26 protein-coding genes are annotated in these 26,165 nt (G+C 70.8%); 12 read left to right on the plus strand and 14 right to left on the minus strand.

Annotated features, from left to right (window positions below; all coding sequences use genetic code 11):
- Window positions 1-394: 394 nt before the first annotated feature.
- From ligA to J3486_RS34640, 4 genes are read right to left on the minus strand one after another with little or no spacing between them, the layout of a single operon-like run.
- Window positions 395-2,620, minus strand: a complete 2,226-nt coding sequence (gene ligA, locus J3486_RS34625; protein ID WP_207827743.1) for an NAD-dependent DNA ligase LigA — start codon at window positions 2,618-2,620, stop codon at window positions 395-397.
- A gap of 32 nt (window positions 2,621-2,652) precedes the next feature.
- Window positions 2,653-3,657: a methionine synthase gene (locus J3486_RS34630; protein ID WP_207827744.1), complete on the minus strand. Its 1,005-nt coding sequence runs from the start codon at window positions 3,655-3,657 to the stop codon at window positions 2,653-2,655.
- A gap of 43 nt (window positions 3,658-3,700) precedes the next feature.
- Entirely contained in the window at window positions 3,701-4,399 is a 699-nt protein-coding gene (locus J3486_RS34635) for an SDR family oxidoreductase (protein WP_207827745.1), read from the minus strand.
- Window positions 4,400-4,424: 25 nt separating this feature from the next.
- Window positions 4,425-4,970, minus strand: coding sequence for a TIGR00730 family Rossman fold protein (locus J3486_RS34640; protein ID WP_207827746.1), 546 nt, complete (start codon window positions 4,968-4,970; stop codon window positions 4,425-4,427).
- A 155-nt stretch (window positions 4,971-5,125) separates the two neighbouring features.
- On the opposite strand from J3486_RS34640, the gene J3486_RS34645 reads away from it, so the two are divergent.
- From J3486_RS34645 to J3486_RS34670, 6 genes are all read left to right on the plus strand, one after another.
- Window positions 5,126-5,452, plus strand: a complete 327-nt coding sequence (locus tag J3486_RS34645; protein ID WP_207827747.1) for a DUF427 domain-containing protein — start codon at window positions 5,126-5,128, stop codon at window positions 5,450-5,452.
- Between the two features lie 167 nt (window positions 5,453-5,619).
- Window positions 5,620-5,883, plus strand: a complete 264-nt coding sequence (locus J3486_RS34650) for a hypothetical protein (RefSeq protein WP_207827748.1) — start codon at window positions 5,620-5,622, stop codon at window positions 5,881-5,883.
- A gap of 221 nt (window positions 5,884-6,104) precedes the next feature.
- On the plus strand, window positions 6,105-6,428 hold the full coding sequence (locus tag J3486_RS34655; RefSeq protein WP_207827749.1) for a hypothetical protein: 324 nt from the start codon (window positions 6,105-6,107) through the stop codon (window positions 6,426-6,428).
- Window positions 6,425-7,546 (plus strand): hypothetical protein, encoded by a 1,122-nt coding sequence (locus J3486_RS34660; protein ID WP_207827750.1) that lies wholly within the window; start codon window positions 6,425-6,427, stop codon window positions 7,544-7,546. The genes J3486_RS34655 and J3486_RS34660 overlap by 4 nt, the downstream gene beginning before the upstream one ends.
- Window positions 7,547-7,619: 73 nt before the next feature.
- A complete protein-coding gene (locus J3486_RS34665; protein WP_207827751.1) occupies window positions 7,620-7,859 on the plus strand; it encodes a hypothetical protein in 240 nt (79 codons plus the stop codon).
- A 44-nt stretch (window positions 7,860-7,903) separates the two neighbouring features.
- Complete coding sequence (locus J3486_RS34670) at window positions 7,904-8,188, plus strand: hypothetical protein (protein WP_207827752.1); 285 nt, start codon at window positions 7,904-7,906, stop codon at window positions 8,186-8,188.
- A 3-nt stretch (window positions 8,189-8,191) separates the two neighbouring features.
- Here the strand turns inward: J3486_RS34670 and mnmA are convergent, their stop codons facing one another.
- On the minus strand, window positions 8,192-9,343 hold the full coding sequence (gene mnmA, locus J3486_RS34675; protein WP_207827753.1) for a tRNA 2-thiouridine(34) synthase MnmA: 1,152 nt from the start codon (window positions 9,341-9,343) through the stop codon (window positions 8,192-8,194).
- A gap of 97 nt (window positions 9,344-9,440) precedes the next feature.
- Between mnmA and J3486_RS34680 the strand changes: the two genes are divergently transcribed.
- A complete protein-coding gene (locus J3486_RS34680) occupies window positions 9,441-10,133 on the plus strand; it encodes a peptidoglycan recognition family protein (RefSeq protein ID WP_307805063.1) in 693 nt (230 codons plus the stop codon).
- Window positions 10,134-10,158: 25 nt separating this feature from the next.
- Here the strand turns inward: J3486_RS34680 and J3486_RS34685 are convergent, their stop codons facing one another.
- Window positions 10,159-11,328, minus strand: a complete 1,170-nt coding sequence (locus J3486_RS34685) for a cysteine desulfurase family protein (RefSeq protein ID WP_207827754.1) — start codon at window positions 11,326-11,328, stop codon at window positions 10,159-10,161.
- A 108-nt stretch (window positions 11,329-11,436) separates the two neighbouring features.
- On the opposite strand from J3486_RS34685, the gene J3486_RS34690 reads away from it, so the two are divergent.
- Window positions 11,437-12,723, plus strand: a complete 1,287-nt coding sequence (locus J3486_RS34690) for an ROK family transcriptional regulator (RefSeq protein ID WP_207827755.1) — start codon at window positions 11,437-11,439, stop codon at window positions 12,721-12,723.
- A gap of 425 nt (window positions 12,724-13,148) precedes the next feature.
- Here J3486_RS34690 and J3486_RS34695 read toward each other — a convergent pair whose 3' ends face one another.
- The 5 genes from J3486_RS34695 to xylA all read right to left on the minus strand — a co-directional run bounded on the left by J3486_RS34695 (window position 13,149) and on the right by xylA (window position 19,021).
- Window positions 13,149-14,537: a GH1 family beta-glucosidase gene (locus J3486_RS34695; protein ID WP_207827756.1), complete on the minus strand. Its 1,389-nt coding sequence runs from the start codon at window positions 14,535-14,537 to the stop codon at window positions 13,149-13,151.
- Window positions 14,538-14,545: 8 nt separating this feature from the next.
- Window positions 14,546-15,397: a carbohydrate ABC transporter permease gene (locus J3486_RS34700; protein WP_207827757.1), complete on the minus strand. Its 852-nt coding sequence runs from the start codon at window positions 15,395-15,397 to the stop codon at window positions 14,546-14,548.
- A gap of 5 nt (window positions 15,398-15,402) precedes the next feature.
- Window positions 15,403-16,350: a carbohydrate ABC transporter permease gene (locus tag J3486_RS34705; RefSeq protein WP_207827758.1), complete on the minus strand. Its 948-nt coding sequence runs from the start codon at window positions 16,348-16,350 to the stop codon at window positions 15,403-15,405.
- Between the two features lie 12 nt (window positions 16,351-16,362).
- A complete protein-coding gene (locus J3486_RS34710) occupies window positions 16,363-17,631 on the minus strand; it encodes an ABC transporter substrate-binding protein (RefSeq protein WP_207827759.1) in 1,269 nt (422 codons plus the stop codon).
- Between the two features lie 217 nt (window positions 17,632-17,848).
- Window positions 17,849-19,021 carry a xylose isomerase gene (gene xylA / locus J3486_RS34715; protein ID WP_207827760.1) on the minus strand — a complete coding sequence of 391 codons (1,173 nt, stop codon included), beginning with the start codon at window positions 19,019-19,021 and terminating at the stop codon, window positions 17,849-17,851.
- A 167-nt stretch (window positions 19,022-19,188) separates the two neighbouring features.
- Between xylA and xylB the strand changes: the two genes are divergently transcribed.
- Both xylB and yicI read left to right on the plus strand, forming a co-directional pair.
- Complete coding sequence (xylB, locus tag J3486_RS34720) at window positions 19,189-20,640, plus strand: xylulokinase (RefSeq protein WP_229379080.1); 1,452 nt, start codon at window positions 19,189-19,191, stop codon at window positions 20,638-20,640.
- 83 nt (window positions 20,641-20,723) lie between these two features.
- Complete coding sequence (gene yicI, locus J3486_RS34725; RefSeq protein ID WP_207827762.1) at window positions 20,724-22,955, plus strand: alpha-xylosidase; 2,232 nt, start codon at window positions 20,724-20,726, stop codon at window positions 22,953-22,955.
- Window positions 22,956-22,996: 41 nt separating this feature from the next.
- Here yicI and J3486_RS34730 read toward each other — a convergent pair whose 3' ends face one another.
- Both J3486_RS34730 and J3486_RS34735 read right to left on the minus strand, forming a co-directional pair.
- The gene (locus J3486_RS34730; RefSeq protein ID WP_229379081.1) at window positions 22,997-23,326 is read right to left on the minus strand and encodes a hypothetical protein; all 330 of its coding nucleotides are present in this window, start codon (window positions 23,324-23,326) and stop codon (window positions 22,997-22,999) included.
- Between the two features lie 26 nt (window positions 23,327-23,352).
- The gene (locus J3486_RS34735; protein ID WP_207827763.1) at window positions 23,353-23,511 is read right to left on the minus strand and encodes a hypothetical protein; all 159 of its coding nucleotides are present in this window, start codon (window positions 23,509-23,511) and stop codon (window positions 23,353-23,355) included.
- Between the two features lie 128 nt (window positions 23,512-23,639).
- Between J3486_RS34735 and J3486_RS34740 the strand changes: the two genes are divergently transcribed.
- Entirely contained in the window at window positions 23,640-24,287 is a 648-nt protein-coding gene (locus tag J3486_RS34740; protein WP_207827764.1) for a TetR family transcriptional regulator, read from the plus strand.
- A gap of 18 nt (window positions 24,288-24,305) precedes the next feature.
- A complete protein-coding gene (locus J3486_RS34745; RefSeq protein ID WP_207827765.1) occupies window positions 24,306-25,148 on the plus strand; it encodes an alpha/beta fold hydrolase in 843 nt (280 codons plus the stop codon).
- Here J3486_RS34745 and J3486_RS34750 read toward each other — a convergent pair.
- Window positions 25,108-26,112, minus strand: coding sequence for a YafY family protein (locus J3486_RS34750; RefSeq protein ID WP_207827766.1), 1,005 nt, complete (start codon window positions 26,110-26,112; stop codon window positions 25,108-25,110). The genes J3486_RS34745 and J3486_RS34750 overlap by 41 nt on opposite strands.
- Window positions 26,113-26,165 lie beyond the last annotated feature (53 nt).

Consider the following 26,165-nt stretch of genomic DNA (forward strand, 5'->3'; position numbering starts at 1 on the left):
GCCAGTTCACCACACCACCGCGCTCGTTCTCCCCGTGCTCCCCGTGACCGCTGTCGCCGTCCCCGGCGCCGCCCGTGCCGTCGTCGGCACGACGGGCCGTGGTGCGCCGCAGCCGTCGGCGCGGGCGCAGCGGTGAGTCCGGGGCGGCGCTCTCGGTCGGTTCCATTCCCGTCCCTCTCACAGCCGGCGGTGCCCACGTCCGCTGCCCGCTCCCCTGGCTTCTGTGGAGCAGGGGTTGCCCCATCCGCAGCAGGACACGGCAGGCGCACACCTCAACAGTAGGCCGCAGAAGGCTTCCACGGGCACCAGACGGACGCGCCCGACCGCGGTTGCCCGAATGCGGCCCGGCCACCCGTATGCATCTGGTATGCGCTGAACGGGTGGCCTTCAACCGCTACTCCCCAGTCGGCTCTTCGACGGGAAGCGCCACGTCGGCCGCGGCTTGCGGTCCTTGCTCCAGCAGCACGGCGAAGCCGTCCTCGTCCAGAACCGGAACCTTCACCTGCATGGCCTTGTCGTACTTGGACCCCGGGTTGTCCCCGACGACCACAAAGGACGTCTTCTTGGAAACGGAACCCGTCACCTTGGCACCTCTGCTCTGCAGGGCTTCCTTCGCGCCGTCGCGCGTGAAGTTCTGCAGGGTGCCGGTGACGACGACAGTGAGGCCTTCGAGGGGGCGCGGCCCTTCGTCCTCGCCGGCCCCTTCCTCCTCCGTCCTCACACCGGCATCACGCCACTTCCGCAGAATCTCCCGATGCCAGTCCTCGGCGAACCACTGCTTCACGGAAGCGGCGATGATCCCGCCGACGCCGTCGGTGGCGGCGAGCTCCTCCTCGGTGGCCTGGTCGATGCGGTCGATGGAGCGGAACTCGCGGGCGAGCGCTTCGGCGGCGACCGGTCCCACGTGCCGGATCGACAGGCCGTTGATGATCCGGGCGAGCGGCCGGTCCTTGGCCGCCGCGATGTTCTCCAGCATCGCGACCGCGTTCTTCCTCGGCTCGCCCTTCTGGTTGGCGAAGACCGTGACGACCTTGTCCTCACCGGTCTTGGGGTCCCGCTTGGGCAGCCCGCTGTCGGGGTCGAGGACGTACGCCTTGATGGGCAGCAGCTGCTCGATGGTGAGGTCGAACAGGTCGCCCTCGTCGGTCAGCGGCGGCTCGGCGGGCTCCAGGGGCGCGGTGAGCGCGGCGGCGGCGACGGCCCCGAAGTTCTCGATGTCCAGGCACTGCCGGCCGCCCAGGTAGAAGAGCCGCTCCCGCAACTGGGCAGGGCACGTTCGGGCGTTGGGACACCGCAGATCGATGTCCCCTTCCTTCATGGCGCGCAGCGGGGTGCCGCACTCGGGGCACTCGGCGGGCATCTCGAACTCGTACTCGCTGCCGTCGCGCAGGTCGACGACGGGCCCGAGGATCTCGGGGATGACGTCACCGGCCTTGCGGATGACGACGGTGTCCCCGATGAGGACGCCCTTCTTCTTGACGATCTCCTGGTTGTGCAGCGTCGCGAACTCGACCTCGGAGCCCGCCACCGTCACCGGCTCCACCTGCGCGTACGGGGTGACCCGGCCCGTACGGCCCACGCCCACGCGGATGTTGACCAGCTTGGTGTTGACCTCCTCGGGCGGGAACTTCCAGGCGATGGCCCAGCGCGGGGCGCGCGCCGTGGAACCGAGGCGGCCCTGGAGCGGGATCTCGTCGAGCTTGATGACTGCGCCGTCGATCTCGTGCTCGACGGAGTGGCGGTTCTCCCCGAAGTACGCGATGAACGCCCGTACTCCGTCGAGGTCGTCGACCACCCTGTTGTGCTTGGCCGTGGGCAGGCCCCACTCGTGCAGCAGCTCGTACGCGTCCGAGAGCCGGGCGATGTCGAAGCCCTCGCGGGCACCGATGCCGTGGACGACCATGTGCAGCGGGCGGGTGGCGGTGACGCGCGGGTCCTTCTGGCGCAGGGAACCCGCCGCCGCGTTCCGCGGGTTGGCGAAGGGTTTGTCGCCTGCCTCGACCAGTCGTGCGTTGAGCTCCTCGAACTTCTCCATCGGGAAGAAGACCTCGCCGCGGACCTCGACGAGCTCGGGGATGCGCTCGCCCTTGAGGCGATCGGGGATCTCCGCGATCGTGCGCACGTTGGGCGTGATGTCCTCGCCGACGCGGCCGTCACCGCGCGTGGCGGCGCGCGTCAGCCGCCCGTTCTCGTACGTCAGGTTGACCGCGAGGCCGTCGATCTTCAGCTCGCACAGGAAGTGGTACGCGGACGAGCCGACGTCCTTGTGGACCCGCTCGGCCCAGGCCGCCAACTCCAGGTCGTCAAAAGCGTTGTCGAGCGAGAGCATGCGCTCGCGGTGTTCTACGGACGTGAACTCCGTCTCGTAGTTCCCCGCGACCTTCTGCGTCGGCGAGTCGGGGGTGCGCAGCTCGGGGTACTTCTCCTCCAGCGCCTCCAGGGAGCGCAGCAGCTTGTCGAAGTCGGCGTCCGAGACGACCGGAGCGTCCTTCACGTAGTACCGGAAGCGGTGCTCCTCGATCTGCTCGGCCAGCCGGGCGTGCTCGTCCCGGGCCTTCGCGGGCACGGAACCAGTGGATTCCTGCGTCCCCGCCTTGTCTCCAGCGCTTGCGGCAGCCACCTTCAAGTCCTCCCGTTCCCTGTCATCCCCGGTCACTCTGGGTTGTCCGCGAGTGATCTCGCCGCCCGGGCGCAGTGGGCGAGCGCCGCACGGGCATATGCGGGCGAGGCACCCGCGAGTCCGCACGACGGCGTGACGACGACCGACTCCGCGAGCGACCCCGGATTCAGCCCCAGCCTGCGCCACAGCGACCTGACACCCATGACGCTACCGGCAGGGTCTGACAATGGACCGTCCACGCCGGGCACGACACCGGCGAAGAGCTTGGTGCCCCCCTCGACGGCCTCGCCGATCGCGTCGTCGTCACGCTGGGTGAGCAGCGAGAAGTCGAAGGAGATCGCGTCGGCCCCGGCGCGGCGCAGCAGCGCGAACGGGACGTCGGGCGCGCAGGAGTGCACGACGGTCGGCCCGTCGTGCACGCCGAGGACGTCGCGCAGCGCGCTCTCCACGATCTGCCGGTCGACGGCGCGGTGGGTGCGGTACTCGCTGGCGGTCTTGATCTGTCCGCGCAGGACGGCGATGAGGGAGGGCTCGTCGAGCTGGAGGAGCAGCCGAGCGCCCGGCACGCGCCGCCGCACATCGGCGAGATGGGCGCGCAGCCCTTCGGCGAGCGATCCGGCCAGGTCACGGCAGGCGCCCGGGTCGGAGAGCGCGGCCTCGCCGTTGCGCAGCTCCAGGGCGGCGGCGAGCGTCCACGGGCCGACGGCCTGGACCTTGAGCGGTCCCTCGTACCCCTGGGTGAACTCCTCCAGGGCGTCGAGGTCCTCGCCGAGCCAGGACCTGGCGCGCTTGGTGTCGCGCCCCGGCCGGTCGCCGACGCGCCAGCCGCTGGGCTCCACGCGCGCGTAGAGGTCGACGAGCAGCCCCGCGGTCCGGCCGATCATGTCGGCGCCGGGACCGCGGGCGGGCAGCTCGGCGAGGAACGGGAAGTCCTCGAAACTGCCGGTGACGGTCTTGGCGGCCTCCCGGGCGTCACCACCGGGCATCGAACCGACGCCGGTCGCCGGTCCCCACTTGAAGTCGCTCTTTTCGCTCACTCAGGAAGGGTACGTAACGGGGGCGGGGCCCCGCCCCGGGCCGTCAGCGTCCCGGCCGCACCGTCAGATCGTTGACCTCGGCGTCACGCGGCAGGTCGAGCGCCATGACGATGGTGGTGGCGACGGACTCGGGGTCGATCCACCGGGACGCGTCGTACTCCTTGCCCTCCTGCTGGTGCACCTTGGCCTGCATGGGGCTCGCGGTGCGACCGGGGTACACGGAGGTGACGCGTACGCCGTTGCCGTGCTCCTCGTGGCGCAGCGAGTCGGCGAGCGCCTTCAGGCCGTGCTTGGAGGCGGCGTAGGCGGACCAGTCGGGGCCTGCGCTCAGCCCGGCACCGGAGTTCACGAAGATCACGTGCCCCTGGGCGACGCGGAGTTGGGGCAGGAAGTGGCGGGTCAGCTCGGCCGGGGCGATGAGATTGACGTTCAGCTGGTGCCGCCACGCCTTCGGCGTCAGCTCCCCCACGGGACCGAGGTCGACGACGCCGGCGATGTGCAGCAGCGAGTCGACTCGGTCGGGCAGCGTCTGGTGCGAGAACGCCCACGACAGCTTGTCGGGGTCGGCGAGGTCACCGACGAGGGTGCGGGCGCCGGGGAACTCGGCGGCCAGCTCCTTGGCGCGGCCGGCGTCGCGCGCGTGGAGGTAGAGCTCGTCCCCGCGCGCGTGCAGTCGGCGGGCGACGGCGGCGCCGATTCCTGAACCGGCGCCGGTGATCACATGGGTGGCTGTGCTCGTCATGCCGCCATGCTCGCACTACCGCTGCCTACTGCTGGCCGAGGGACTCCTCCAGGTAGGCCAGGGCGCCGACCGGCTCCTCGGCGAAGAACACGAGGTCGGTGAGGGGGATGGGCAGGAACCCCTCGTCCTCCATGCGCCGGAACTGCTCCTTCAGGCCGTCGTAGAACCCCGCGGAGTTGAGCAGCACGATGGGCTTGTCGGTCTTCCCGTGCTTCTTCAGTTCAAGGATCTCGGTGGCCTCGTCGAGCGTGCCGGTCCCGCCGACCATGACGACGACGGCGTCGGCCTTCTCCAGGAGCAGCCGCTTGCGCTCGGCGAGGTCGGCGGCGACGACCATCTCGTCCGGGGCGGTCACGGCACGCGCCTTGGCGGCGAGGAAGTCCACGGACACCCCGACCAGCCGTCCACCGGTCTCCGCCACGCCATCGGCGACGACCTTCATGAGCCCGCTCTCGCTGCCGCCCCACACGAGGGCGTGCCCGCCCTTGCCGAGCAGCTCGGCGAACTCACGGGCGGGGCGGGTGTAGCGGTCGTCGAGGTCGGCGGCGGAGAGGAAGACGCAGATGTTCATGGCACCCACGGTACGGGCCGCCACCGACAGCCCTCGGACAGGGCGCATGAGGGCGTGCGGGAACCTGCGCGGACCTACGGGGACCTGCGGGGATCTACGGGGACCTGCGCGGACCTGCGGGGAAGAACCCGGCGACTGTGAGCGCTGACACACCTATGACTCAAGGACACACGATCACGATCGAGCAGGGTGCGCAGCGCGTGCGGGTCGTCCACGACGGGCAGGTGCTGGCGGAGAGCGGGCGGCCGCTGGTGCTGCACGAGACGGGCTGTCCCGCGCGGTACTACATCCCGAGCGAGGACGTCCGTACGGAGCTGCTGGCGCCGTCGGACACGACGACGTACTGCCCCTTCAAGGGAACGGCGTCCTACTGGTCGCTGCCGGACGCTCCCGACCTGGTGTGGGCGTACGAGGACCCGAAGGCCGAAGTGGCCGCCATCAAGGGGCACCTGTGCTTCTACGAAGTAGAAGTGGTGGGATAGGGCTCGGCTCAGCGGGCGACACGAGACGGACGGGCGCAGGCATGACACAGGGGTACGGCGAACCGGGCAATGCGGCGGGCGGGTTCGGGCCTCCGCCACCCACGTTCCAGCCGCCCCCTCCCCCGCCGGTACCGCCGTCGGTTCCGCCGCAGCCGGGACCTGAGTTCGTGGCCGCCGACGAGTACAACGGGCTGGTCGTCGACGGCGAGGGCGTCCACTTCGAACAGGGCCCGCACGCCATCGATCTGCCCTGGACGCATGTGCGGACGGTGCACTTCCAGCCGTTGCCGTCCGGGGTGTTCGTGACGGCGGCGATGACGGACGGCGCGGTGTACACCTGCCAGGTGCGGGCGCGGCGCAAGGCGCAGGCGAGTGCGTGGTGCGGGGAGCTGGGCGGGGTTCTTCAGCACTACTTGCAGGGCAGGGTCTGACGGATCCTGCTCCCGCCGCGCGTCGCGTCAACCGCACGAGGAGCCTTCGCTACCGCTCCCAGGTGACGTGCGCCGCGGTTCTTTTGTGTGCCCAAATGCTCGTCACCCCATAGGAGTCAACGTTTTTCCAGCCGCGCCGTGCCGCGCCGCTGACGCTCCACACCACGACGCACGCCCCGCTAATCTCCCGGATTCCCCCACCCCTTCTCCGAGGAGACCCCGTGCGCCCCGACCTGGACCTGACCGACGACCCCGTCCAGCAACGCCTGTTACGCAAAGCCCTGGAGGTCTTCCGGGAGGGCGGCCGCGGGCCCGTACTCCAGGAGATGGCCCGGGAGGTCCTTGCGGGCCGGGTCGGTCTGCGGGAGGCGACGCGGATCCCTGCGTATGCGGAGGCCGTGATCGAGCAGGGGCAGGAGTTCCGGCGCCGCTGGGAGTCGATGCCGGACTCCGAGCGGGCGGCGTTGGCCCGGGAGGGCGAGCGGCAGGTGGCCGAGGAGCGGGCTCTTATGGCGGCTGAGCGCGCGGAGCGGGGGCGGGTATGACGCTGACTGTGCGGTCCGAAGACGTGGTCGGGTACGCAGGCCTGGTGCACAGGGCTGCCGAGGACTGCCGCAGCGCACGAGAGTATCTCGATCGCAGCACCGGCATCGACCGATCGGTGGCAGCGGACCTCTGGGATCGCGTGCTGCGGCACCATGAAGAACACGTCCGCGATGCTCGCGGTGTCCTGAACCGATTCGACGCGATCCTCAATGCGTCGAGGAGCGAACTGAAGAAGACCGCCGCCTGGTACGACGCCGTCGATCTCGATACGGCGCGGCGGCTGGACGCCACATACCCGTCCACTTCGACCTCTGTCCCTGTGCACAGAACCCGCCCTCAGGGCTCCGCCTCGTTCCGCGACGTACGCGACGCCCTCAGCCGCCTCAAGCCGCCCGGGGGCGCCGACGGGTGGCTTCAAGGGCATCTCGCGGAAATCGAGTTCGCCCCCACCAACAAGGCCGTCGGGACGCTGTTGGATTTCGCCAGCCCATCGGCCTTGGCCAACGAAGGACTCAAACTGGTCTTCGGGTGGGACATCCTCGGCTATTTCGCCAATCTCCTCGGAGGGGACTGGCAGAGTTACGCAGGGTGCGCGGACGCCTGGAAAGGCCTTGGGGACGCCTGCGCCGACATGGCCGAGAACATCAGGCACGGCAACAGCACGCTGGGTATCACATGGCGCGGCAATGCGGCAGATGCCGCTTGGAAGTACTTCGACAACATCGCCAAAAAGCTCGATGGCACACGCGATTCCCTCCACGACCTCTCCGACCTCTGCCGAAGAGTGGCCACGCTGGTCTATTCGCTCGCCGAAACAGCCAAGGGAATTCTGGCCGACATCTGCGACGATGCAATCCAGTTCGCCGTCGCGTCCGCGGCTTCCGCCGCCTTGCTGGCATCGGGGGTCGGATTCACCGGAGGGTTCGTCGGCGTGGCGTTCGCCGCGGAGCGCGCAGCATCCATGATCGCGAAGTACGAGAGTCTCGTGGGGCAGTACGACCACCTCATGCTGGCGGTCAACGCGGCCTTCGCCGCAGGCGGATTGCTCGGCTCCGTGAGCAAGGACCTACGGGACTTCCCCGTGGTCGGTAAGAGCTATGACAACGCGCTGGTCTGATGCTCGATCAGCGGCACGAGGAAGCCCTATGGATCCAGGACATGAGCACGCCCGCAGGACCAAGGCAGTCAAGGTGCAGGAGCAGGTCGCCTTCATCGCGGTCATGCTGCCGGTGGTGGTGACAGCGCTGCTGGTGGCGGATTCCGTGAAAGGGAAATTCACGGCCACCTGGCTCGGCGCCGACCTCGTTCTGATCTGCAGCGGGTGTCTCGCGTACCGCGGCTGGCGGCAGAAGAGATTTCAGCTCACCACCGCCGCAGTCCTCGTCATGCTCGGGCTGGCAGGAGCAAGCCGCTTGCTCTCCTCAGCGTGACCCGCCAACACGAGCACTCGATTCATTCCTGCACGAGGAACTACATGAAGATCGAACGCAAATCCCCCATCGAGGCGCAACTCGAGGGCGATCTCGGGTATATCAGTTTCCTGGTGGGGACCTTGGCTGTCATCGGCACCATGGGAACAGTGGCCCATGTGCTGGGCGGCTCGGCCACACCGTCTCTGATCGGCCTCGACCTGGTCCTGCTCTACGGTTTCTACCTGGCAGTACGAGGCTGGCTTCGGGAAGAGCACATGGCGTCGTGTGCCGCGCTGCTGGTGGCCCCGGCCCTGCTCGTTGCCGCGTACATCGGGAAACCCACCTGAGCCTCACACCCCGGCCGCAGCCGTCCGCTGAGTCGTGGCGATCGTTGCCGAGCCCACCACCCGGGTTCCGTCGTACAGCACGATCGCCTGGCCCGGGGCGACCCCGCGGACCGGCTCGGTGAACGTCACGGTGAGTTCGTTGTCGAGGAGGGCCGCCGTTACCTCGGTCTCGCCGCCGTGGGCGCGGAGCTGGGCCGTGTAGGTGCCGGGGCCCGTGGGAGGTGCGCCGCACCAGCGGGGCTTGATGGCGGTGAGGGACGTGACGTCCAGGGAGGCCGCCGGGCCCACCGTCACCGTGTTGTTCACCGGGGAGATGTCCAGGACGTAGCGCGGCTTGCCGTCGGGGGCGGGGGTGCCGATGCGCAGGCCCTTGCGCTGGCCGATCGTGTAGCCGTACGCGCCCTCGTGGGTGCCCAGCTTGGCCCCCGACTCGTCGACGATGTCGCCCTCCGACTTGCCCAGGCGCGAGGCGAGGAAGCCCTGCGTGTCGCCGTCCGCGATGAAGCAGATGTCGTGGGAGTCGGGCTTCTTGGCGACGGCGAGGCCGCGGCGCTCCGCCTCGGCCCGGATCTCGTCCTTCGTCGTCTCCGTGTCACCCAGCGGGAACATCGCGTGGGCGAGCTGGCGGTCGTCCAGGACGCCGAGGACGTAGGACTGGTCCTTGGCCATGTCGGTGGCGCGGTGGAGTTCTCGGTCGCCGTTGTCGTTGACGATGACCTGGGCGTAGTGGCCGGTGCAGACCGCGTCGAAGCCGAGGGCCAGGGCCTTGTCGAGGAGCGCGGCGAACTTGATCTTCTCGTTGCAGCGCAGGCACGGGTTCGGGGTACGGCCGGCCTCGTACTCCGCGATGAAGTCCTCCACGACGTCCTCGCGGAAGCGGTCCGCGAGGTCCCAGACGTAGAAGGGGATGCCGATGACGTCCGCCGCACGGCGCGCGTCACGGGAGTCCTCGATGGTGCAGCAGCCGCGGGCCCCGGTGCGGAAGGACTGGGGGTTCGCGGAGAGGGCCAGGTGGACGCCCGTCACGTCGTGGCCCGCTTCCGCGGCGCGGGCCGCTGCCACGGCGGAATCGACGCCGCCCGACATGGCGGCCAGGACACGGAGGGGGCGAGCCGCCTTCTCGGGCACGGGGCTCTGCGAAGTCTGCGAAGTCATAGCACTAACAGAGTACGGGGCCGGGGGAACCGAATCTTTCCGATATGCGTTTGAGCGGTGTGGGGCTGGAACCGAAGCGTGGGGGGCGGGGGATCGCGTGGGTGGCGAGAAGAGTGAGAAGACGGGGACGAGCGGGGATCGGGATCGGGGGGTCAGTCGGCGGGCCCTGGTGATCGGTGGGGTTGCCGGCGCCGTGGGTGTGGGGGTGCTCGCGCGCGGTGATCTCGCCCGGATGTGGTGGCAGGTGCCGGGCGTCGACAAGCCGCGCAAGGCCGGCGCGGTGGACTTCAAGGGCGCGGAGTGGGTGGCCGCGGCAACGGCGAACTGGCGGCGGGCGGACCGGCCGGCCGACTATCCCATCGACCGGGTCGTCATCCATGTGACCCAGGGGAGCTACACAACCACCCTGCGGGTCTTCAAGGATCCCTGGCACGGGGCCGCCGCACACTACGTCGTCCGTCAGGACGGCCACATCGCGCAGATGATCCGGGAGCTGGACGTCGCGTTCCACGCGGGGAACAAGGACTACAACCAGCGCAGTGTCGGCATCGAGCACGAGGGGTTCGTGGACCGGCCGCAGGATTTCACCGATGCCATGTACGCGGCGTCCGCCCGGCTGACCGCCGGGATATGCAGGCGGTACGACATACCCGTCGACCGGACCCACATCATCGGGCACGTGGAGGTGCCGGGGACGGATCACACGGACCCCGGGCCCCACTGGGACTGGGACAAGTACATGCGTCTGGTGCGGGCCGCCCACAAGAAGGGCGGCACCGCCACGGCCTAGGGCCGCCTGTCCCGGCTCCCTCGTCCTAGCTCAGACCCGCCGTCCTGGCCCGCTCCACCGCCGGGCCGATGGCCGCCGCCACCGCGTCGACGTCCGCCTTCGTCGACGTGTGGCCGAGCGAGAAGCGGAGCGTGCCGCGGGCCAGGTCGGGGTCGGTGCCGGTGGCGAGCAGGACGTGGCTGGGCTGGGCGATGCCCGCGGTGCAGGCCGAGCCCGTCGAGCACTCGATGCCCTGGGCGTCCAGGAGGAGGAGCAGGGAGTCGCCCTCGCAGCCGGGGAACGTGAAGTGGGCGTTGGCCGGGAGCCGGCCACCGGGTGCCGGGTCGCCGCCGAGGATCGCCGCGGGGACGGCGGCGAGCACGGCGTCGACCAGTTCGTCGCGGAGCGCGCCGATCTCGTGGGCGAAGGCCTCGCGCCGCTCGTGCGCCAGACGGCCGGCCGTGGCGAAGGAGGCGATGGCGGGGACGTCGAGGGTGCCGGAGCGGACGTGCCGTTCCTGGCCGCCGCCGTGGAGGACGGGGACGGGGGTGTACTCGCGGCCGAGAAGGAGCGCCCCGATGCCGTAGGGGCCGCCGATCTTGTGGCCGGAGACGGTCATCGCGGCGAGGCCGGACGCCGCGAAGTCGACCGGGATCTGGCCGTACGCCTGGACCGCGTCGGCGTGCAGCGGGACGGCGAACTCGGCCGCCACGTCGGCCAGTTCACGGACCGGCATGATCGTGCCGATCTCGTTGTTGGCCCACATGACCGTGGCCAGGGCGACATCGGCCGGGTTGCGCTCGATCGCTTCCCGGAGGGCCTGCGCGTGGACGCGGCCGTGGGGGTCGACCGGGAGGTATTCGACGGTGGCGCCCTCGTGCTCGGCGAGCCAGTGCACGGCGTCGAGGACGGCGTGGTGCTCGACGGGGCTGGCGAGGACGCGGGTACGGGCCGGGTCGGCGGCGCGGCGGGCCCAGTACAGGCCCTTGACCGCGAGGTTGTCGGCCTCGGTGCCGCCCGAGGTGAAGACGACCTCACTGGGGCGGGCGCCGAGCGACTCGGCGAGGGCCTCACGGGACTCCTCGACCGTGCGGCGGGCGCGGCGCCCCGCGGCGTGCAGGGACGAGGCGTTGCCGGTGACGGCGAGCTGGGCGGTCAGCACCTCGACCGCCTCCGGGAGCATCGGGGTGGTCGCGGCGTGGTCGAGGTAAGCCATGGTGGGCTCGATTCTACGAGGACCGCCGCCCGGTCCCGCACCCGCCGCCACCTGGCTCCCGCGGCGCGGGCGCCGCCCTGCCCCGGCCCCGTTAGGCTCGACGCCACGATGAAGAGCAATCTGGCACCACCGCAGGCCAAGGCCGACAAGGCCACCGTCCGGCGGCACAACCTGAGCCTCGTGCTGCGGGCCGTGCACGACGAGGGCGAGACGACGCGGGCCGCGGTCGCCGCCCGCTCGGGTCTGACCAGGGCCGCGGTGTCGTCCCTCGTCGAGCAGTTGCTGTCGAGCGGGTTTCTGACCGAGTCCGGCAAGACGTTCAGCGGGCACGCGGGGCGGCCCGGCACGGTGCTGAAGGTGGCGCGGACCGGGTTCGCCGGGGTCGGGGTCGAGATCAACATCGACTACATCACCGTGTGCGTCGTCGATCTGGCCGGGATGGACCGCGTACGGCTGACGGAGCACCTCGACAACCGGGGCACGCCGCCCGCCGATGTGCTGGCGCGGGCCGCGCGGATCACCTCGCAGGCGCTGGGGTCGGCGGCCGCGCAGGAGCTGGTGCCGGCCGGCGCACATCTGGCGCTGCCCGGGCTGATCTCCGGCGGCACGGTGCGCCAGGCTCCGAACCTGGGCTGGAGCCGGGTGGCGGCGGAGGGCATCTTCGCGCAGGCCCTGTCCACGCTGCGGCGCGGCGGGCGCGGCGGAACGGCGCACGCCCTGCCGGTGAGTTCCGGCAACGAGGCCGACGCGGCGGCGCTCGCCGAGCTGTGGTTCGGCGAGGCGGACGAGGCCCGCCGGCGCAGTTTCCTGTATCTGACGGGTGAGATCGGGGTCGGCGGCGCGCTGGTGCTCAACGGTGAACTGCTGCGCGGGGCGCACGGGTTCGCGGGTGAGATCGGGCATGTGGTCGTCGACGAGGGCGGGCCGCTGTGCCGGTGCGGGTCGCGCGGCTGCCTGGAGCAGTACGCGGGGCAGGCGGCGCTGCTGCGGACGGCCGGGATCGCCGAGGACGCGGGGCAGCCGGGGGTCGCGGAGCTGGAGCGGCGGGCGGTTCGGGGGGACGAGCGGGCCGTCGCCGCGATCGCGGAGGCCGGGCGGACGCTGGGGCTCGTGCTGTCCGGTGCGGTGAATCTGATCGATCCGGACGCGATCGTGCTCGGGGGGACGTATCGGCCGCTGCTGCCGTGGTTGGCCCGGCCCATCGACGAGTGTCTGGAGCGGCGGGTGGTGTCGGGGTTGTGGACGGCCGGGAGTGGGAAGTTGCGGGCGGCTTCGGCTGCCGGGGATGCGGCCCGGGGGTCGGCGGCGCAGGTGGTGCGGGATGTGATGGGTGATCCGCAGGCTTATGCGGAGCGGGTTTCGGATGCGGGGGGTGTGGGGGGTACCGGCGGCTGACGTCCGGTACTCGGCATGCCCGGCGCCGGGGTGCCCGCGGGGCCGTCGGCCGCTCTGTCCCGGGCGATCTGTCCCGGGCGATCTGTCCCGGGCGATCTCCAGGTTCAGGTCCTTGACCGTGGGCGCCACGGCGTCCGGTCAGGTCAGCGATACGTGGTCGAAGGTGATGCCCGCCATGGGGGTTCTCCGTTCCTTCTCACCGGCGGTACGTACCGGACGATCCGAGTGAGTGGACGGCAGGAGGGGTGGTGCGGTGGCCACGGAGTGGTGCGGTGGCCACGGAGTGGTGCGGTGGCCACGGAGTGGTGCGGTGGCCACGGAGTGGTGCGATGGCCACGGGGTGGTGCGGCGCTGCGGACGCGCGCCACCCCGTACCGGCCGACCGACCGACGGCCGACCGACGGCCGACCGACGGCCGGGCGGTGTTACGGCCGGTGCGCCTCGATCAGGCCCCGGTACCAGTGGTAGCTGTCCTTGGGCGTGCGTTCCTGTGTCTCGTAGTCGACGCGGATGATGCCGAAGCGCTTGGCGTAGCCGAGCGCCCATTCGTAGTTGTCGAGCAGCGACCAGACGTAGTAGCCGCGCACGTCCACGCCGGCGTCCATCGCGGCGCGCAGCGCGCCGAGGTGGTCGGCGAGGTACTGGACGCGGTCGGTGTCGTGGATCTGCCCGTCGGCGGCGACGGTGTCGTGCTCGGCGGTGCCGTTCTCCGTGATGTGGACGGGCGGCAGCGCGTCGCCGTAGCGCTCCTTCATCGCGACGAGGAGCTGCGTGAACGTCTCGGGGACGACCGGCCAGTTCATCGCCGTGTGCCGTACGCCGGTGTAGGGGACTTCGGCGTAGCGGTTGTCGGAGGCGGTGCGCAGGGCCGGGTCGGGCTCGCGGTGCGGGGCCTCGGTGACCATCGTCGGGCGGTAGTAGTTGACGCCGACGAAGTCGAGCGGCTGCCCGATCAGTTCGAGGTCGCCGTCCTGGCGGAAGTCCTGGCGCTCGATGAGCTCGCCCCAGGTCTCCGTCTCCGTGGCCGGGTAGCGGCCGGCGAACAGCGGGTCCGTCCACACCAGGTTGTGCTGGGTGTCGGCGCGCACGACGGCGGCGAGGTCGGCGTCGGAGTCGGTGGCGGGCACGTTCCAGTCGGGGTTGAGCGTGATGCCGACCTCGCGCACCCCCTCGGCGCGCAGCGCGCTGACCGCGTGGCCGTGGCCGACCAGCAGGTGGTGGGCGGCGGCGAGCGCCGGGGTGCCCTGCTGGGCGCCGGGGGCGTGGCGCCCGACCGAGTAGCCGAGGAAGGCCGAGCACCAGGGCTCGTTGAGGGTGATCCAGCGCGGTACGCGGTCGCCGAGGCGGCGGGCCATGATGCCGGAGTACTCGCCGAACAGTTCGGCGGTCTCGCGGATCCGCCAGCCGCCACGGTCCTCCAGGGACTGGGGCAGGTCCCAGTGGTAGAGGGTGACGGCGGGCTCGATGCCGGCGGCGAGGAGTTCGTCGACGAGCCGGTCGTAGAAGTCGAGTCCGGCCGGGTTGACCGGGCCCGAGCCGTCGGGCTGGATGCGCGGCCAGGCGATGGAGAACCGGTACGAGTCGACGCCGAGCTCCTTGAGGAGGCGGACGTCGTCGGCGTAGCGGTGGTAGTGGTCGCAGGCGATGTCGCCGGTGTGACCGCGGAAGGTGCGGCCGGGGGTGCGGCTGTAGACGTCCCAGATGGAGGGGCCGCGGCCGTCCTCGGTGGCGGCGCCCTCGATCTGGTACGCGGCCGTGGCGGCGCCGAAGACGAAGCCCTCGGGGAACGACGGGAAGGCGGGCTGGGTGCTCATGTGTGGGCTCACTTGACCGAGCCACCGGTGATGCCGGCGGCGATGTACTTCTGGGCGAGGACGAGGAGGATCGCGGCGGGGATCGCCGACAGGACGGAGGCGGCCATCACGGAGCCCCAGTCGCCGACGTGGGCACCGATGTACTGGTAGATACCGAGGGTGATCGGCTTGACGTGGTCGGTGGTGTTCAGGGTCAGGGCGAACATGAAGTCGCTCCAGGCGAACAGGAACGAGAACAGTCCGGCCGTGATGAGCGAGTTGCGGCTCATCGGCAGCACCACCTGGACGAAGGTGCGGATCCGGCCCGCGCCGTCGACCTCGGCGGCCTCGATGACCTCGCGCGGGATGGAGGCCATGAAGGCCCGCATCAGGATGATCGCGAAGGGGATGCCGAGCGAGGCGTCGGCGAGCATCAGGCCGAAGTAGGAGTTGACCAGGTTCATCGACACGTACGCGCTGTAGAGGGCGTTGGCGACGACGATGCCCGGCACCATTTGCGTGATGAGCGTGCCGAAGACGATGGACTGGGCGCCTGGCAGCCGGAACTGGGCGAGCCCGTAGGCGGCGGGCGCGGCGATCAGCAGACAGATGATCACGGCGCCGAAGGCGACGAGCAGCGAGGTGAGCAGGTTGGTGCCCTGGTCGGTGAAGGCCTTGGTGAAGCCGGAGAAGTCCCAGGTGGTGGGGACCCAGCCGACCTGGACGAGGCTGGCCTTGGGCTGCAGGGCGGTGTTGAGCATCCAGTACAGCGGGAACAGCATGATCAGCAGGATGACGATCCCGGCGATCATCGAGCCCCAGCTGCGGTGCGGCTTGCGGGACTTGGCGACAGCGGGTGCTGCGGAAGACACGGTGGCCATGGTGGTCACTTCCCCTCGGCGCGGTTCGCCCGCAGGTAGAACACCGCGAACACCGCGGAGATGAGGATGAGTACGTTGCCGACGACCGCGCCCGCGCCGAAGTCGAGCTGCACGAAGGAGTTCTGGTACGTCAGCGTGCCGAGCGTCTGCGTGGAGTCGGCGGGGCCGCCGTCGGTGAGGGCCAGGATCAGGTCGAGGATCTTGACGGTCGACATGAAGCCCAGGACGAGCACGACGGTGATGACGGGCTTGAGCATCGGCAGCGTGATCGAGCGGAAGGTCCGCCAGGCGGAGGCGCCGTCGAGGGACGCGGCCTCGTACAGCTCCTTGGGGATCTCCTGGAGTCCGCCGTAGAGGATCACCATGTTGAACGGGATCCCGATCCAGATGTTCACGAGGATCACCGAGAACAGCGCGAGCGACGGGCTGGAGATCCACGGGGTGGAGTCGCCGAGGCCGAACAGGCCGAGGAAGGAGTTCAGGACGCCCGTGTCCTGGTCGAGGATGCGGCGCCAGACCACACCCGAGACGACCATGGGGACGAGCCAGGGCAGCAGGATCAGGGAGCGCAGCACCCCGTTGAGTGGGAAGCGGCGGCGGAAGAAGACGGCGAGGGCCAGGCCGATGCAGAACTGGCCGAGCAGCGAGCCGACCGTGAAGACCAGGGTGTGGCCGAGGGCCGAGGAGAACAGGTCGTCGCCGAAGACGTTGCGCCAGTTCGTGAGGCCGTTGAAGGGCGCGTCACCGGTGAAGAAGGTCTTGGGCGAGTAGTCCTGGAAGCTCATCACGACGTTGCGGACGAGCGGGTAGCCGAAGAACAGTGCCATGAAGGCGACGGCCGGGGCGATGAAGCCCCACTGCGCGAGCCTGGCGCTGCGCGGCTTGCGCGGGGCGGCGGCCTTCGGGACCGGCGTCGTGGCAGGGGCCGGCGCGGAAGCGGTGGTCGTAGACATGGTGGTGGTGCCTCAGTTTCCGCTCGTCGCCCGCTGCTGGGCCTGGTTGAGGGCCGCTTCGGAGCTGGACTTGCCGGTCAGCGCCTGCTGGAAGGCGCTCTGCAGGGCGAGGGAGATGGTCGGCCAGCGGTCGCCGACCTTGCCGGTGCGGGAGCGGCCGGTCAGGATCTGCTCGGAGATCGCGGAGAGCTCGGGGAACTTCTCGCGCCAGGTCTTCGCGGCGTTCTCGTTGGCGGGAACCATGCCGGAGTTGATGGCGTAGGTCAGTTCCTGCTTCTCGCTGGTCATGCAATTGATGATCTTGGCGGCCGTCTTCTCGCGGGCGCTGTCGCCGGTGTTGGCGACGGTGAGCACGGCGCCGCCCATCGGGGCCACGGAGGTGTCGCCCGTCTTCGGCACCGGGATGGTCGCGATGCCGTAGTTCAGGCCCTTGTCCTTGTTCAGGGTCTCCAGCTGCCAGGGGCCGTTGACCATCATCGCGGCGTTGCCGGCCATGAACTGGTCGTTGACGTCGGCCTGCGTCCAGTTGACCGTGGACTTCGACAGGGAGCCGTCGGAGAGCAGCGACTTCCAGTAGTCGAGCGCGCCGGCGACGTTCTCGGTGTCGAGCTTCTCCTCGTCGCCGCCGTTGGACCACATGAACGGCAGGAACTGGAAGACACCGTCCTCGGCGCCGCCCGCGCTGAGCGCGAGGCCGTACTGCTTGCCGGAGGTGAGCTTCTTCGCCGCGTCGCGCAGCTCGTCCCACGTGGTGGGGATCTGCACCCCGGCCTTGTCGAGGATGTCCTTGTTGTAGAAGAGCGCAAGGGTGTTCACGGAGCGTGCCGCGCCGTACCAGGTCCCCTTGTACGAGCCGAAGTCGACGATCGACTTCGAGACGTTCTCGGAGCTGACCCCGGCGTCCTTCAGCGGGATGAGCCCGCCGGCCTCGGCGAACTGCGGGACCTCCGAGGCGTCGAACTGGATGATGTCCGGCAGCGACTTGGAGGAGGCCATGCGCAGCGACTTGGTCATCACCTGCGAGGCGGGCACGGACTGCTGCTCGATCTTGACGCCGAGCTGGGCGCTGCAGGTGGACAGGGTCGCCGCGTCCCAGCTGTGGAAGGACTCGTCGGTCGAGGAGTTCAACACCGTGTAGACGTTCTCGTCGCGCTGCTGGGAGCAGCCGGAGAGGACGGCCGTGCCGACGAGCGCTCCGACGACGGCGAGCGAGACGGCGAACCTGCGGGTCGTGCGGCGGCGCCCATGTGGCGTGGCGACGCCGGAATGTGGTGCGGTCACGATGGTGGTGCCCTTGCGTGCGAAGGAGTGCCGGCCCGGCGGGACGTCGGTGTCCCGCCGGGTGGGTGTGGTGGGGCGGCGGCCTGGTTCCGGCGGTTCCGGTGCCGCGCGCAGCTCCGTGGGAGCGCTTCCACCACGCGGCCGCGCACCGCTGGGGGCGGTGCGGCGGCCCGGGGTGTCCAGGGGGCGTGCCCTGAGTCCTGTCCGCGGACAGGACTCAGCGGGCGACGCCGAGCAGGTGCTCCATGGCCAGCTGGTCCAGGCGCTCGAAGGCCATCGAGCGCTCGGCGGCGGCCTGCACGTCGAAGTCCTCGTACGCACCCTTGTCGGCGAGCAGCGCGTCCAGGCCGTCGGCGGCGGTGGGCTGCGCCAGCTCGTCGAGGCGGGAGTCCTGCAGGGCCTGCTGCACGACGGGGTCGGCGCGGAAGGCGGCGGCACGGTCCTTGAGGATCAGGTAGTTGCGCATGCAGTTCTTCGCGGACTCCCACACGCCGTCGAAGCCGTCGGTGCGCACCGGCTTGAAGTCGAAGTGGCGCGGGCCCTCGTAGCCGGCCGACTCCAGGAGGTCGACGAGCCAGAACGCCTGGCGCAGGTCGCCCGCGCCGAAGCGGAAGTCCTGGTCGTACTTGATGCCGGACTGGCCGTTGAGGTCGATGTGGTAGAGCTTGCCCGCCCACAGCGCCTGCGCGATGCCGTGCGGGAAGTTCAGGCCCGCCATCTGCTCGTGGCCGGTCTCCGGGTTCACGCCGACCAGCTCGGGGCGCTCCAGGCGCTCGATGAAGGCGAGGGCGTGGCCGATGGTGGGCAGCAGGATGTCGCCGCGCGGCTCGTTCGGCTTCGGCTCGATGGCGAAGCGCAGGTCGTAGCCCTGGCGCGTGACGTACTCGCCGAGCAGGTCGAAGGCTTCCTTCATGCGGTCGAGGGCGACCCGCACGTCCTTGGCGGCGCCGGACTCGGCGCCCTCGCGGCCGCCCCAGGCGACGTAGGTGGTGGCGCCCAGCTCGACGGCGAGGTCGATGTTGCGGATGACCTTGCGCAGCGCGAAGCGGCGTACGTCGCGGTCGTTGGAGGTGAAGCCGCCGTCCTTGAAGACGGGGTGCGTGAACAGGTTCGTCGTCGCCATCGGCACCTTGAGGCCGGTCGCGTCGAGCGCGGCGCGGAACCGCTTGACGACGGCCTCGCGGTCGGCGTCCGAGGAGCCGAAGGGGATCAGGTCGTCGTCGTGGAAGGTGACTCCGTACGCACCCAGCTCCGCGAGCTTCTCCACGGACTCGACCGGGTCGAGGGCCGGACGGGTGGGCGTGCCGAACGGGTCGTTGCCCTGCCAGCCCACGGTCCACAGACCGAACGTGAACTTGTCCCCGGGAGTCGGAATGAAGCGGTCCGTCATGGTCGCCCCTTCGTCGCAGCGATTTGTTTTCTTACATAACCAATACTGCATCCACCCCCTGTCACGCCAGAGTCTGCTGGATCACAGGGGCGCGTAACGTAATTTGTTATGCGTACGATCAAAAGGTGCGCCGCACGATGCGGGCACGCAGAACCCGGAGGTACACGATGAGCGTGGTCATCGGCGTGGACAGCTCCACCCAGTCCACCAAGGCCGCCTTCGTGGACGCCGCGAGCGGCGCCCTGCTCGGCGTCGGCCGGGCCCGGCACACGGTGACCGGCCAGGACGGCGCGCGCGAGACGGACCCCGAGGTCTGGTGGCGGGCGCTGGCCGAGGCCGTCGCCGACGGGCTGCGCGCGGCGGGCGTCCCGGCCTCCTCCGTCGGCGGCATCGCGGTGGCGGGCCAGCAGCACGGGCTCGTCGTCCTGGACGCGGACGGCCGCCCGCTGCGCGACGCGATGCTGTGGAACGACACGCGCTCGGCGCCGCAGGCCCGCGCCCTCACCGAGGCGCTCGGCGAGGCGGAGTGGCTGGCGCGGGCCGGATCGCTGCCGGTGGCCTCGATGACGGCGACGAAGTGGCGCTGGCTCCTGGAGAACGAGCCGCACACAGCCGCGCGCGCCGCGGCCGTCCGGCTGCCGCACGACTTCCTCACCGAGCGGCTGTGCGGCGCGGGCGTCACCGACCCGGGCGACGCGTCGGGCACCCTGTGGTACTCCACGGCCGACGGCGCCTACGACCCCGTAGTGCTCGAACTCACCGGCATGGACAAGGAGTTGCTGCCCCAGGTGACCCCGGGCGGCGGCACCCGCGCCGGTTCGCTGACCGCCGCGGCGGCCGAGGCGCTCGGGCTACCCGCGGGCATCCCGGTCGCGGCCGGCACCGGAGACAACATGGCCGCGGCGGTGGGCCTCGGGCTCGGCGGCTCGGGTCTGCTCGACCACCCGGTGATCAGCCTCGGCACCTCGGGCACCGTGTTCGCGGCGACCCGCACCCGGCCCGCCGACCCCGCGCTCGCCGGGTTCGCCGCGGCCGACGGCACGTACCTCCCGCTGGGCTGCACCCTGAACTGCACGCTCGCCGTCGACAAGGTCGCGGCCCTGCTCGGCCTCGGCCGGGAGGACGCCGAGCCCGGCACCGGGCTCGCCTTCCTGCCCTACATGGACGGCGAGCGCACCCCCGATCTGCCGCACGCCACGGCCCTGCTGTCGGGGCTGCGGCACAGCACCACGCCGGGCCAGATCCTCGGCGCGGCCTACGAGGGCGCCGTCTTCACGCTGCTGCGTGCCCTCGACGGACTGCTCACCTCCTGCGGCGCCGACCCCGCGGGGCAGCAGCCGCTGCGGGTGATCGGCGGCGGCGCCCAGGGACACACCTGGGTCGAGACGGTCCGCCGGCTCTCCGGGCGCCCGCTCGTGCTGCCCGAGGCCACCGAACTGGTCGCCCTCGGCGCCGCGGCGCTCGCCCAGGCGGCCGTGACCGACGAGGACCCGGTGGCGGTCGCGACGGCCTGGGACACCGGAAGCGGACGTGAACTCCCGCCGCTGGAGCGTGACCTGACGACGTGGCAGCGGATCGACTCCGCCTTGACCGGAGCCACGGACACCCTCCTGACCTGACCCCGACCCACCCGACCGAAGCACTCCCCGATCCCCGAAAAGCCCCCGATCGACCAGCACGCCCGTACCACCCAAGGACTCCCATGAAGTTCACCGACGGCTTCTGGCTCATGCGCGACGGCGTCGACGCCTCCTACGCCACCGAAATCCGCGACATCCGCAGTACCGACGAGCGCGTCACCGTGCACGCCGCCGTGAAGCGGGTCGAAAAGCGCGGCGACACCCTCAACTCCCCCTTGATCACGGTGGAGTTGTTCTCCCCCGCCGAAGGTGTCGTGGGCGTGCGCGCCACGCACCACGCGGGCCGCCGCGACCCGGGACCGCACTTCGCGCTGCCCGGCGCGACCGGTGGCGCGGGTGTCGGCAAGGTCACCCAGGACGGCCCGGTCACCACGCTGACCACCGGCGGCCTGACGGTCCGCGTCGACCGGGACAAGCCCTGGCAGCTGGACTTCGTCGACGCCGAGGGCCGGGTGCTGACCTCCGCCCAGCGCAAGGGCACCGCCTTCGCGACGACCCCCGACGGCGCCCACCACATGATCGGGCAGCTCGCGCTCGGCGTCGGCGAGCAGATCTACGGGCTCGGCGAGCGCTTCACGCCGTTCGTGAAGAACGGCCAGAGCGTCGACCTCTGGCAGGCCGACGGCGGCACCAGCAGCGAGCAGGCGTACAAGAACATCCCGTTCCACCTCTCCTCGCGCGGCTACGGCGTCTTCGTCAACCACCCGGGCAAGGTCAGCTACGAGATCGGCTCCGAGGCCGTCGGCCAGGTGCAGTTCAGCGTCGAGGACCAGGCCCTGGAGTACTACGTCGTCGCGGGCCCGACCCCCAAGGACGTACTGGAGCGGTACACGGCACTGACCGGCCGCCCGGCGCTGCCGCCGGCGTGGTCGTTCGGTCTGTGGCTGACGACCTCGTTCACCACGTCGTACGACGAGGCGACGGTCAACTCCTTCGTCGACGGGATGGCCGAACGCGGTATCCCGCTCTCCGTCTTCCACTTCGACTGCTTCTGGATGCGCGAGTACCAGTGGACGGACCTGGAGTGGGACCCCGAGACCTTCCCGGACCCGGCGGGCATGCTGGCGCGGCTGAAGGAGAAGGGGCTGCGGATCAGCGTCTGGATCAACTCCTACATCGCGCAGAAGTCGCAACTCTTCGAAGAGGGCGCCGAGTTGGGCTACCTCGTGCGCAAGCCGAACGGCGACATCTGGCAGTGGGACCTGTGGCAGGCCGGCATGGCGCTCGTCGACTTCACGAACCCGGACGCGTACGCCTGGTTCCAGGAGAAGCTGAAGGTCCTGCTCGACCAGGGCGTGGACTGCTTCAAGACGGACTTCGGCGAGCGCATCCCGACCGATGTCGTCTGGCACGACGGCTCGGACCCCGAGCGGATGCACAACTACTACACGCAGCTGTACAACCAGTGCGTCTTCGAGGTCCTGGAGCGGGAGCGGGGCGCCGGTGAGGCGGTGCTGTTCGCGCGCTCGGCGACGGCCGGCGGGCAGCAGTTCCCGGTGCACTGGGGCGGCGACTGCTGGTCGTCGTTCGAGGCGATGGGCGAGTCGCTGCGCGGCGGCCTGTCCCTGTCCCTTTCGGGCTTCGGGTTCTGGTCGCACGACATCGGCGGCTTCGAGGGCACGCCCGACCCGGCGGTCTTCAAGCGCTGGCTGGCCTTCGGCCTGCTCTCCTCGCACAGCCGGCTGCACGGCTCGTCGTCGTACCGCGTGCCGTGGGAGTTCGGCGACGAGGCGGTCGACGTGGCGCGCACGTTCACCAAGCTGAAGCACCGCCTGATGCCGTACCTGTACGGGGCCGCGGTGCGCGCCCACCGCACGGGTGTGCCGATGATGCGCCCGATGGTCCTGGAGTTCCCCGAGGACCCGACGTGCCGCACGCTGGACCGGCAGTACATGCTCGGCTCCGACCTGCTGGTGGCGCCGGTGTTCACGGCCGAGGGCGACGTCGAGGTCTACCTCCCGGCCGGCACCTGGACGCATCTGCTGACCGGCGAGCGCGTCGAGGGCGGGCGCTGGCGCGTCGAGCGGCACGGCTTCGACAGCCTTCCGCTGTACGTGCGCGAGGGCGCCGTACTGCCGTTGGGCGCGGACGAGTCGCGTCCCGACGGGGACTGGACCACCGGTCTGACGCTGCTCGCGGCGCCCGGTGCCGCGGGCGAGACCGTGGTGACCGTCCCGGACCACTCGGGTGCGTCGGTGACCACGTACCGCGTGGTGCGCGAGGCCGACGGCTCGGTGCGGGCGACGGGCCCGGACGGTGCGCCGGTGGACGTGGTGGAGACGGCCGGTCCCTGACCCGGCCGCCGAGGGCTGATCCTTGGGGCCGCGGCCCCGGGTCAGCCCGCGATGCTCCAGGACAGCGTGCCGTCCGCCGCGACCAGGACGCCGAGCACGACGAGGTCGGCGATGCCGAGGCCGAGTCCCAGGAGGGCGCGGCCGCGGCGGGCGGTGCCGCGCCACAGGGCGAGGCCCGCGAGGACGATCGCGATGGGGCCGAGGAAGACGTTCATGACGAGCAGGCCGATGAGCCCGAGGACGAACGAGGCGACGGCCATCCCGTCGGTGTCCCGGCGTCCGACGGGGCGCTCCGGCTCCGGCCCGGCCTGGGCGGCCTGCGGCTCGGCGCGCTCGGTGGTGGTGGTGGTGGATTCCTTGGTGAGCTGCATGGTGGGTACCCCCTTGATGGCTGCGGTCAGCTCTGGTGACGGCGGGCGCGGTGCTCGCGGACCGCGAAGACGGCCAGCCAGACGGCGATGACGGCGGCCGCCACGAGCGTGAAGGACAGCGGGGCGTGGGCCACGGTGCCGAGCGCGAAGCCCAGCAGCAGGAGGGCCGCTACGAGGAACAGCACGGAAAACCTCTCGAAGTCGAGTCGAGTTCCAGCAGGAGTCGAAGTTGGGTTACAACTGTTCACTGACTCCTGAGTCTAACGCCGCGCTCGACTTCCCCCCTACGGAGAACAGTTGTTAACTGGATGACATGAGTCACACCACCCTCGGCGTCCGGCAGGCGCAGAAGCAGAAGACCCGTCAGGCGCTCCTGGACGCGGCGCTCGGCCTGCTGGAGGAGCAGAGCCTCAGCAGCCTGGGCCTGCGCGAGGTCACCCGCGCCGTGGGCATGACCCCGACCGCGTTCTACCGGCACTTCGACAGCACGGCCGACCTGGGTGTCGCCCTGGTCGAGGAGGCGCTCGGCAGCCTGCACGCGGTGATCCGCGAGGTGATGGCGGCGACCGGGGACAGCGACGAACGCATCGCGCGCGCCGTGGAGTTGATCGTCCGGCACGTCGACGCCTACCCCGCGCACGTCCGCTTCATCGCGCGCGAACGGCACGGTGGCGTGCAGCGGGTGCGCGAGGCGATCGGCGCGCAGCTCGGGCAGTTCGCCGACGAGGTACGGGACGCGCTCGCCCTGGACCCGCAGTCGGCCGGCTGGAACGACGACGATCTGCTGATGCTGGCCCGGCTCTACGTCGACCACATGGTGCTGACGGCGTCCGAGTTCCTGGCCACCACGGAGGGCGACGACCGGGCGCGGCTGCGGGATCTGATGGAGCGGCAGATGCGGCTGGTGAGTCTGGGGCGCAGACACTGGGACGCCGGAAACGCCGCGCCACCATCGTCATGAGCAACTAGCCTTACGGTCATGACAGTCGGCGACTGGAACCTCGACCGCAGCTTCACCGGCTCGTCCGGCGAGATCCGCTGGACCGCACTCGGCGCCGTGGACGCGCCGCCCGTCGTGCTCGTCCACGGCACCCCGTTCTCGTCGTACGTCTGGCGGGCCCCCGCGCGGGCGCTCGCCGGCCGGTTCCGTGTGTACGTGTGGGACCTGCCGGGCTACGGCGCCTCGGAGATGCGCGCGGGGCAGCCCGTCGACCTCGACAGCCAGGCCCGCGCCCTCGCCGAACTCCTCGGCCACTGGCGGCTCGAACGGCCGGCCGTCGTCGCCCACGACTTCGGCGGCGCCGTCAGCCTGCGCGCCCACCTGCTGCACGGCGCCGCGTACTCCCGGCTCGCGCTCGTCGATCCGGTGGCGCTCGCGCCGTGGGGCTCGCCCACGTACCGGTTGCTGGCCGAACACGCCGACGTCTTCCGGCAGTTGCCCGGCGACCTGCACGAGGCGCTGGTGCACCGCTACATCAGCTCGTGCAGTCACCCCGGGCTGCGCCCCGACACCCACGCACGGCTCGTCGCGCCGTGGCTGACCGCGGCCGGGCGGGACGCCTTCTACCGGCAGATCGAGCAGAACGTCCCGTGCGAGGCCACCGATGACATCCAGGGCCGGTACGGGGATCTCGACCTGCCCGTGCTGATCTGCTGGGGCGCCGAGGACACCTGGATCCCGGTCGCACGCGGCCATGAGCTGGCCCGGCTGATCCCCGGCGCGGAGCTGCGGATCATCGAGGGCGCGGGGCACCTCGTCCAGGAGGACGCGCCCGCCGAACTCACGCTCGCCCTCGGGGAGTTCCTGCGTACAGGCGCGTGATCTCGGCGGCGCAGCGGGCCAGTTCGGCGCGGACCTCCGGCGGTTCGAGCACCTCCAGGTGCCCGGCGAAGGGCAGCAGGCTGCGGGTGGCACCGAGGACGCCGTAGCCGAGCCTGACCGTGATCCACTCGCCGCCGTCGCCGTCCGCGTCGTCCGCGGCCTTCGCGCCGTCCTCGGGGTGCTCGATCAAGGAGTTGCCGCACAGCCGCAGGAACAGGTCGTAGCGACTGCGGTGGACCCGCGCGGTGACGGCGATTCCGCCGGGCCGCTGCTCGACCTGGCGCTTCAACACGGCCCAGACGTCGGCGAGTTCGACGCCGTCGCGGCGCTGGACCGGCGCGTCGGTGACCGTCACCGACTGGGTGCGGTCGGCCCGGAAGAGCCGGGGCACCCCGCGGCGGTCGGCGACCAGGTACCAGACGCCCGCCTTGGAGACGAGGCCGTACGGGTCGACGGTGTAGGTGCGCGGCGTCTCGGTGCCGCTGTGCCGGTACCGGATGCGCAGCCTGTGGTCGGTGAAGACGGCCTCCTGGAGATCGGTGACGTCGACCTCGCGGGGCGGCGGGCCCATCCAGCGGGACGCCTCGACCAGAATCCGACGGCTCGTCAACTCGGCGGCGGGTCGGTGCGGTTCGGGCAGCGCGACCATCACCTTGCGCAGCGCCGAGCCCAAGGCCTGGTCGAGGCCGAGGGCGGCGTGGGCGCCGCGGGCCGCGAGGATGAACAGGGCGCGGGCCTCGTCGGCGGTCAGCCCCGTGATGTCGGTGCGGTAGCCCGGCAGGAGCGCGATGCCGCCGTGGCGGCCGCGCTCGGCGTAGACCGGGACGCCCGCAGCGGACAGCGCGTCGACGTCCCGGTAGATGGTGCGGACCGAGACCTCCAGGCGGGTGGCCAGGTCGGGGGCCGGGACGCGGCCGTGGGTCTGGAGCAGCAGGATGATCGACAGGAGGCGGTCTGACTTCACCGGGTCAGCGTCTCGCAGACTCGGCAAAAATGCTGACTGAAGCTGTCAGGTAT

The organism is Streptomyces sp. VRA16 Mangrove soil, assembly GCF_017377775.1.
In the GTDB taxonomy this organism is placed as follows: Bacteria; Actinomycetota; Actinomycetes; order Streptomycetales; family Streptomycetaceae; genus Streptomyces.

Coding starts and splice junctions, on each gene's coding strand:
- yicI (WP_207827762.1), top strand. CDS start 20,724: ATGAAGTTCACCGACGGCTTCTGGCTCATGCGCGACGGCGTCGACGCC.
- J3486_RS34685 (WP_207827754.1), bottom strand. CDS start 11,328: ATGGCTTACCTCGACCACGCCGCGACCACCCCGATGCTCCCGGAGGCG.
- J3486_RS34695 (WP_207827756.1), bottom strand. CDS start 14,537: ATGAGCACCCAGCCCGCCTTCCCGTCGTTCCCCGAGGGCTTCGTCTTC.
- J3486_RS34690 (WP_207827755.1), top strand. CDS start 11,437: ATGAAGAGCAATCTGGCACCACCGCAGGCCAAGGCCGACAAGGCCACC.
- J3486_RS34745 (WP_207827765.1), top strand. CDS start 24,306: ATGACAGTCGGCGACTGGAACCTCGACCGCAGCTTCACCGGCTCGTCC.
- J3486_RS34700 (WP_207827757.1), bottom strand. CDS start 15,397: ATGGCCACCGTGTCTTCCGCAGCACCCGCTGTCGCCAAGTCCCGCAAG.
- J3486_RS34635 (WP_207827745.1), bottom strand. CDS start 4,399: ATGACGAGCACAGCCACCCATGTGATCACCGGCGCCGGTTCAGGAATC.
- J3486_RS34640 (WP_207827746.1), bottom strand. CDS start 4,970: ATGAACATCTGCGTCTTCCTCTCCGCCGCCGACCTCGACGACCGCTAC.
- J3486_RS34705 (WP_207827758.1), bottom strand. CDS start 16,350: ATGTCTACGACCACCGCTTCCGCGCCGGCCCCTGCCACGACGCCGGTC.
- J3486_RS34660 (WP_207827750.1), top strand. CDS start 6,425: ATGACGCTGACTGTGCGGTCCGAAGACGTGGTCGGGTACGCAGGCCTG.
- J3486_RS34670 (WP_207827752.1), top strand. CDS start 7,904: ATGAAGATCGAACGCAAATCCCCCATCGAGGCGCAACTCGAGGGCGAT.
- xylA (WP_207827760.1), bottom strand. CDS start 19,021: ATGACGGACCGCTTCATTCCGACTCCCGGGGACAAGTTCACGTTCGGT.
- J3486_RS34740 (WP_207827764.1), top strand. CDS start 23,640: ATGAGTCACACCACCCTCGGCGTCCGGCAGGCGCAGAAGCAGAAGACC.
- J3486_RS34645 (WP_207827747.1), top strand. CDS start 5,126: ATGACTCAAGGACACACGATCACGATCGAGCAGGGTGCGCAGCGCGTG.
- mnmA (WP_207827753.1), bottom strand. CDS start 9,343: ATGACTTCGCAGACTTCGCAGAGCCCCGTGCCCGAGAAGGCGGCTCGC.
- xylB (WP_229379080.1), top strand. CDS start 19,189: ATGAGCGTGGTCATCGGCGTGGACAGCTCCACCCAGTCCACCAAGGCC.
- J3486_RS34730 (WP_229379081.1), bottom strand. CDS start 23,326: ATGCAGCTCACCAAGGAATCCACCACCACCACCACCGAGCGCGCCGAG.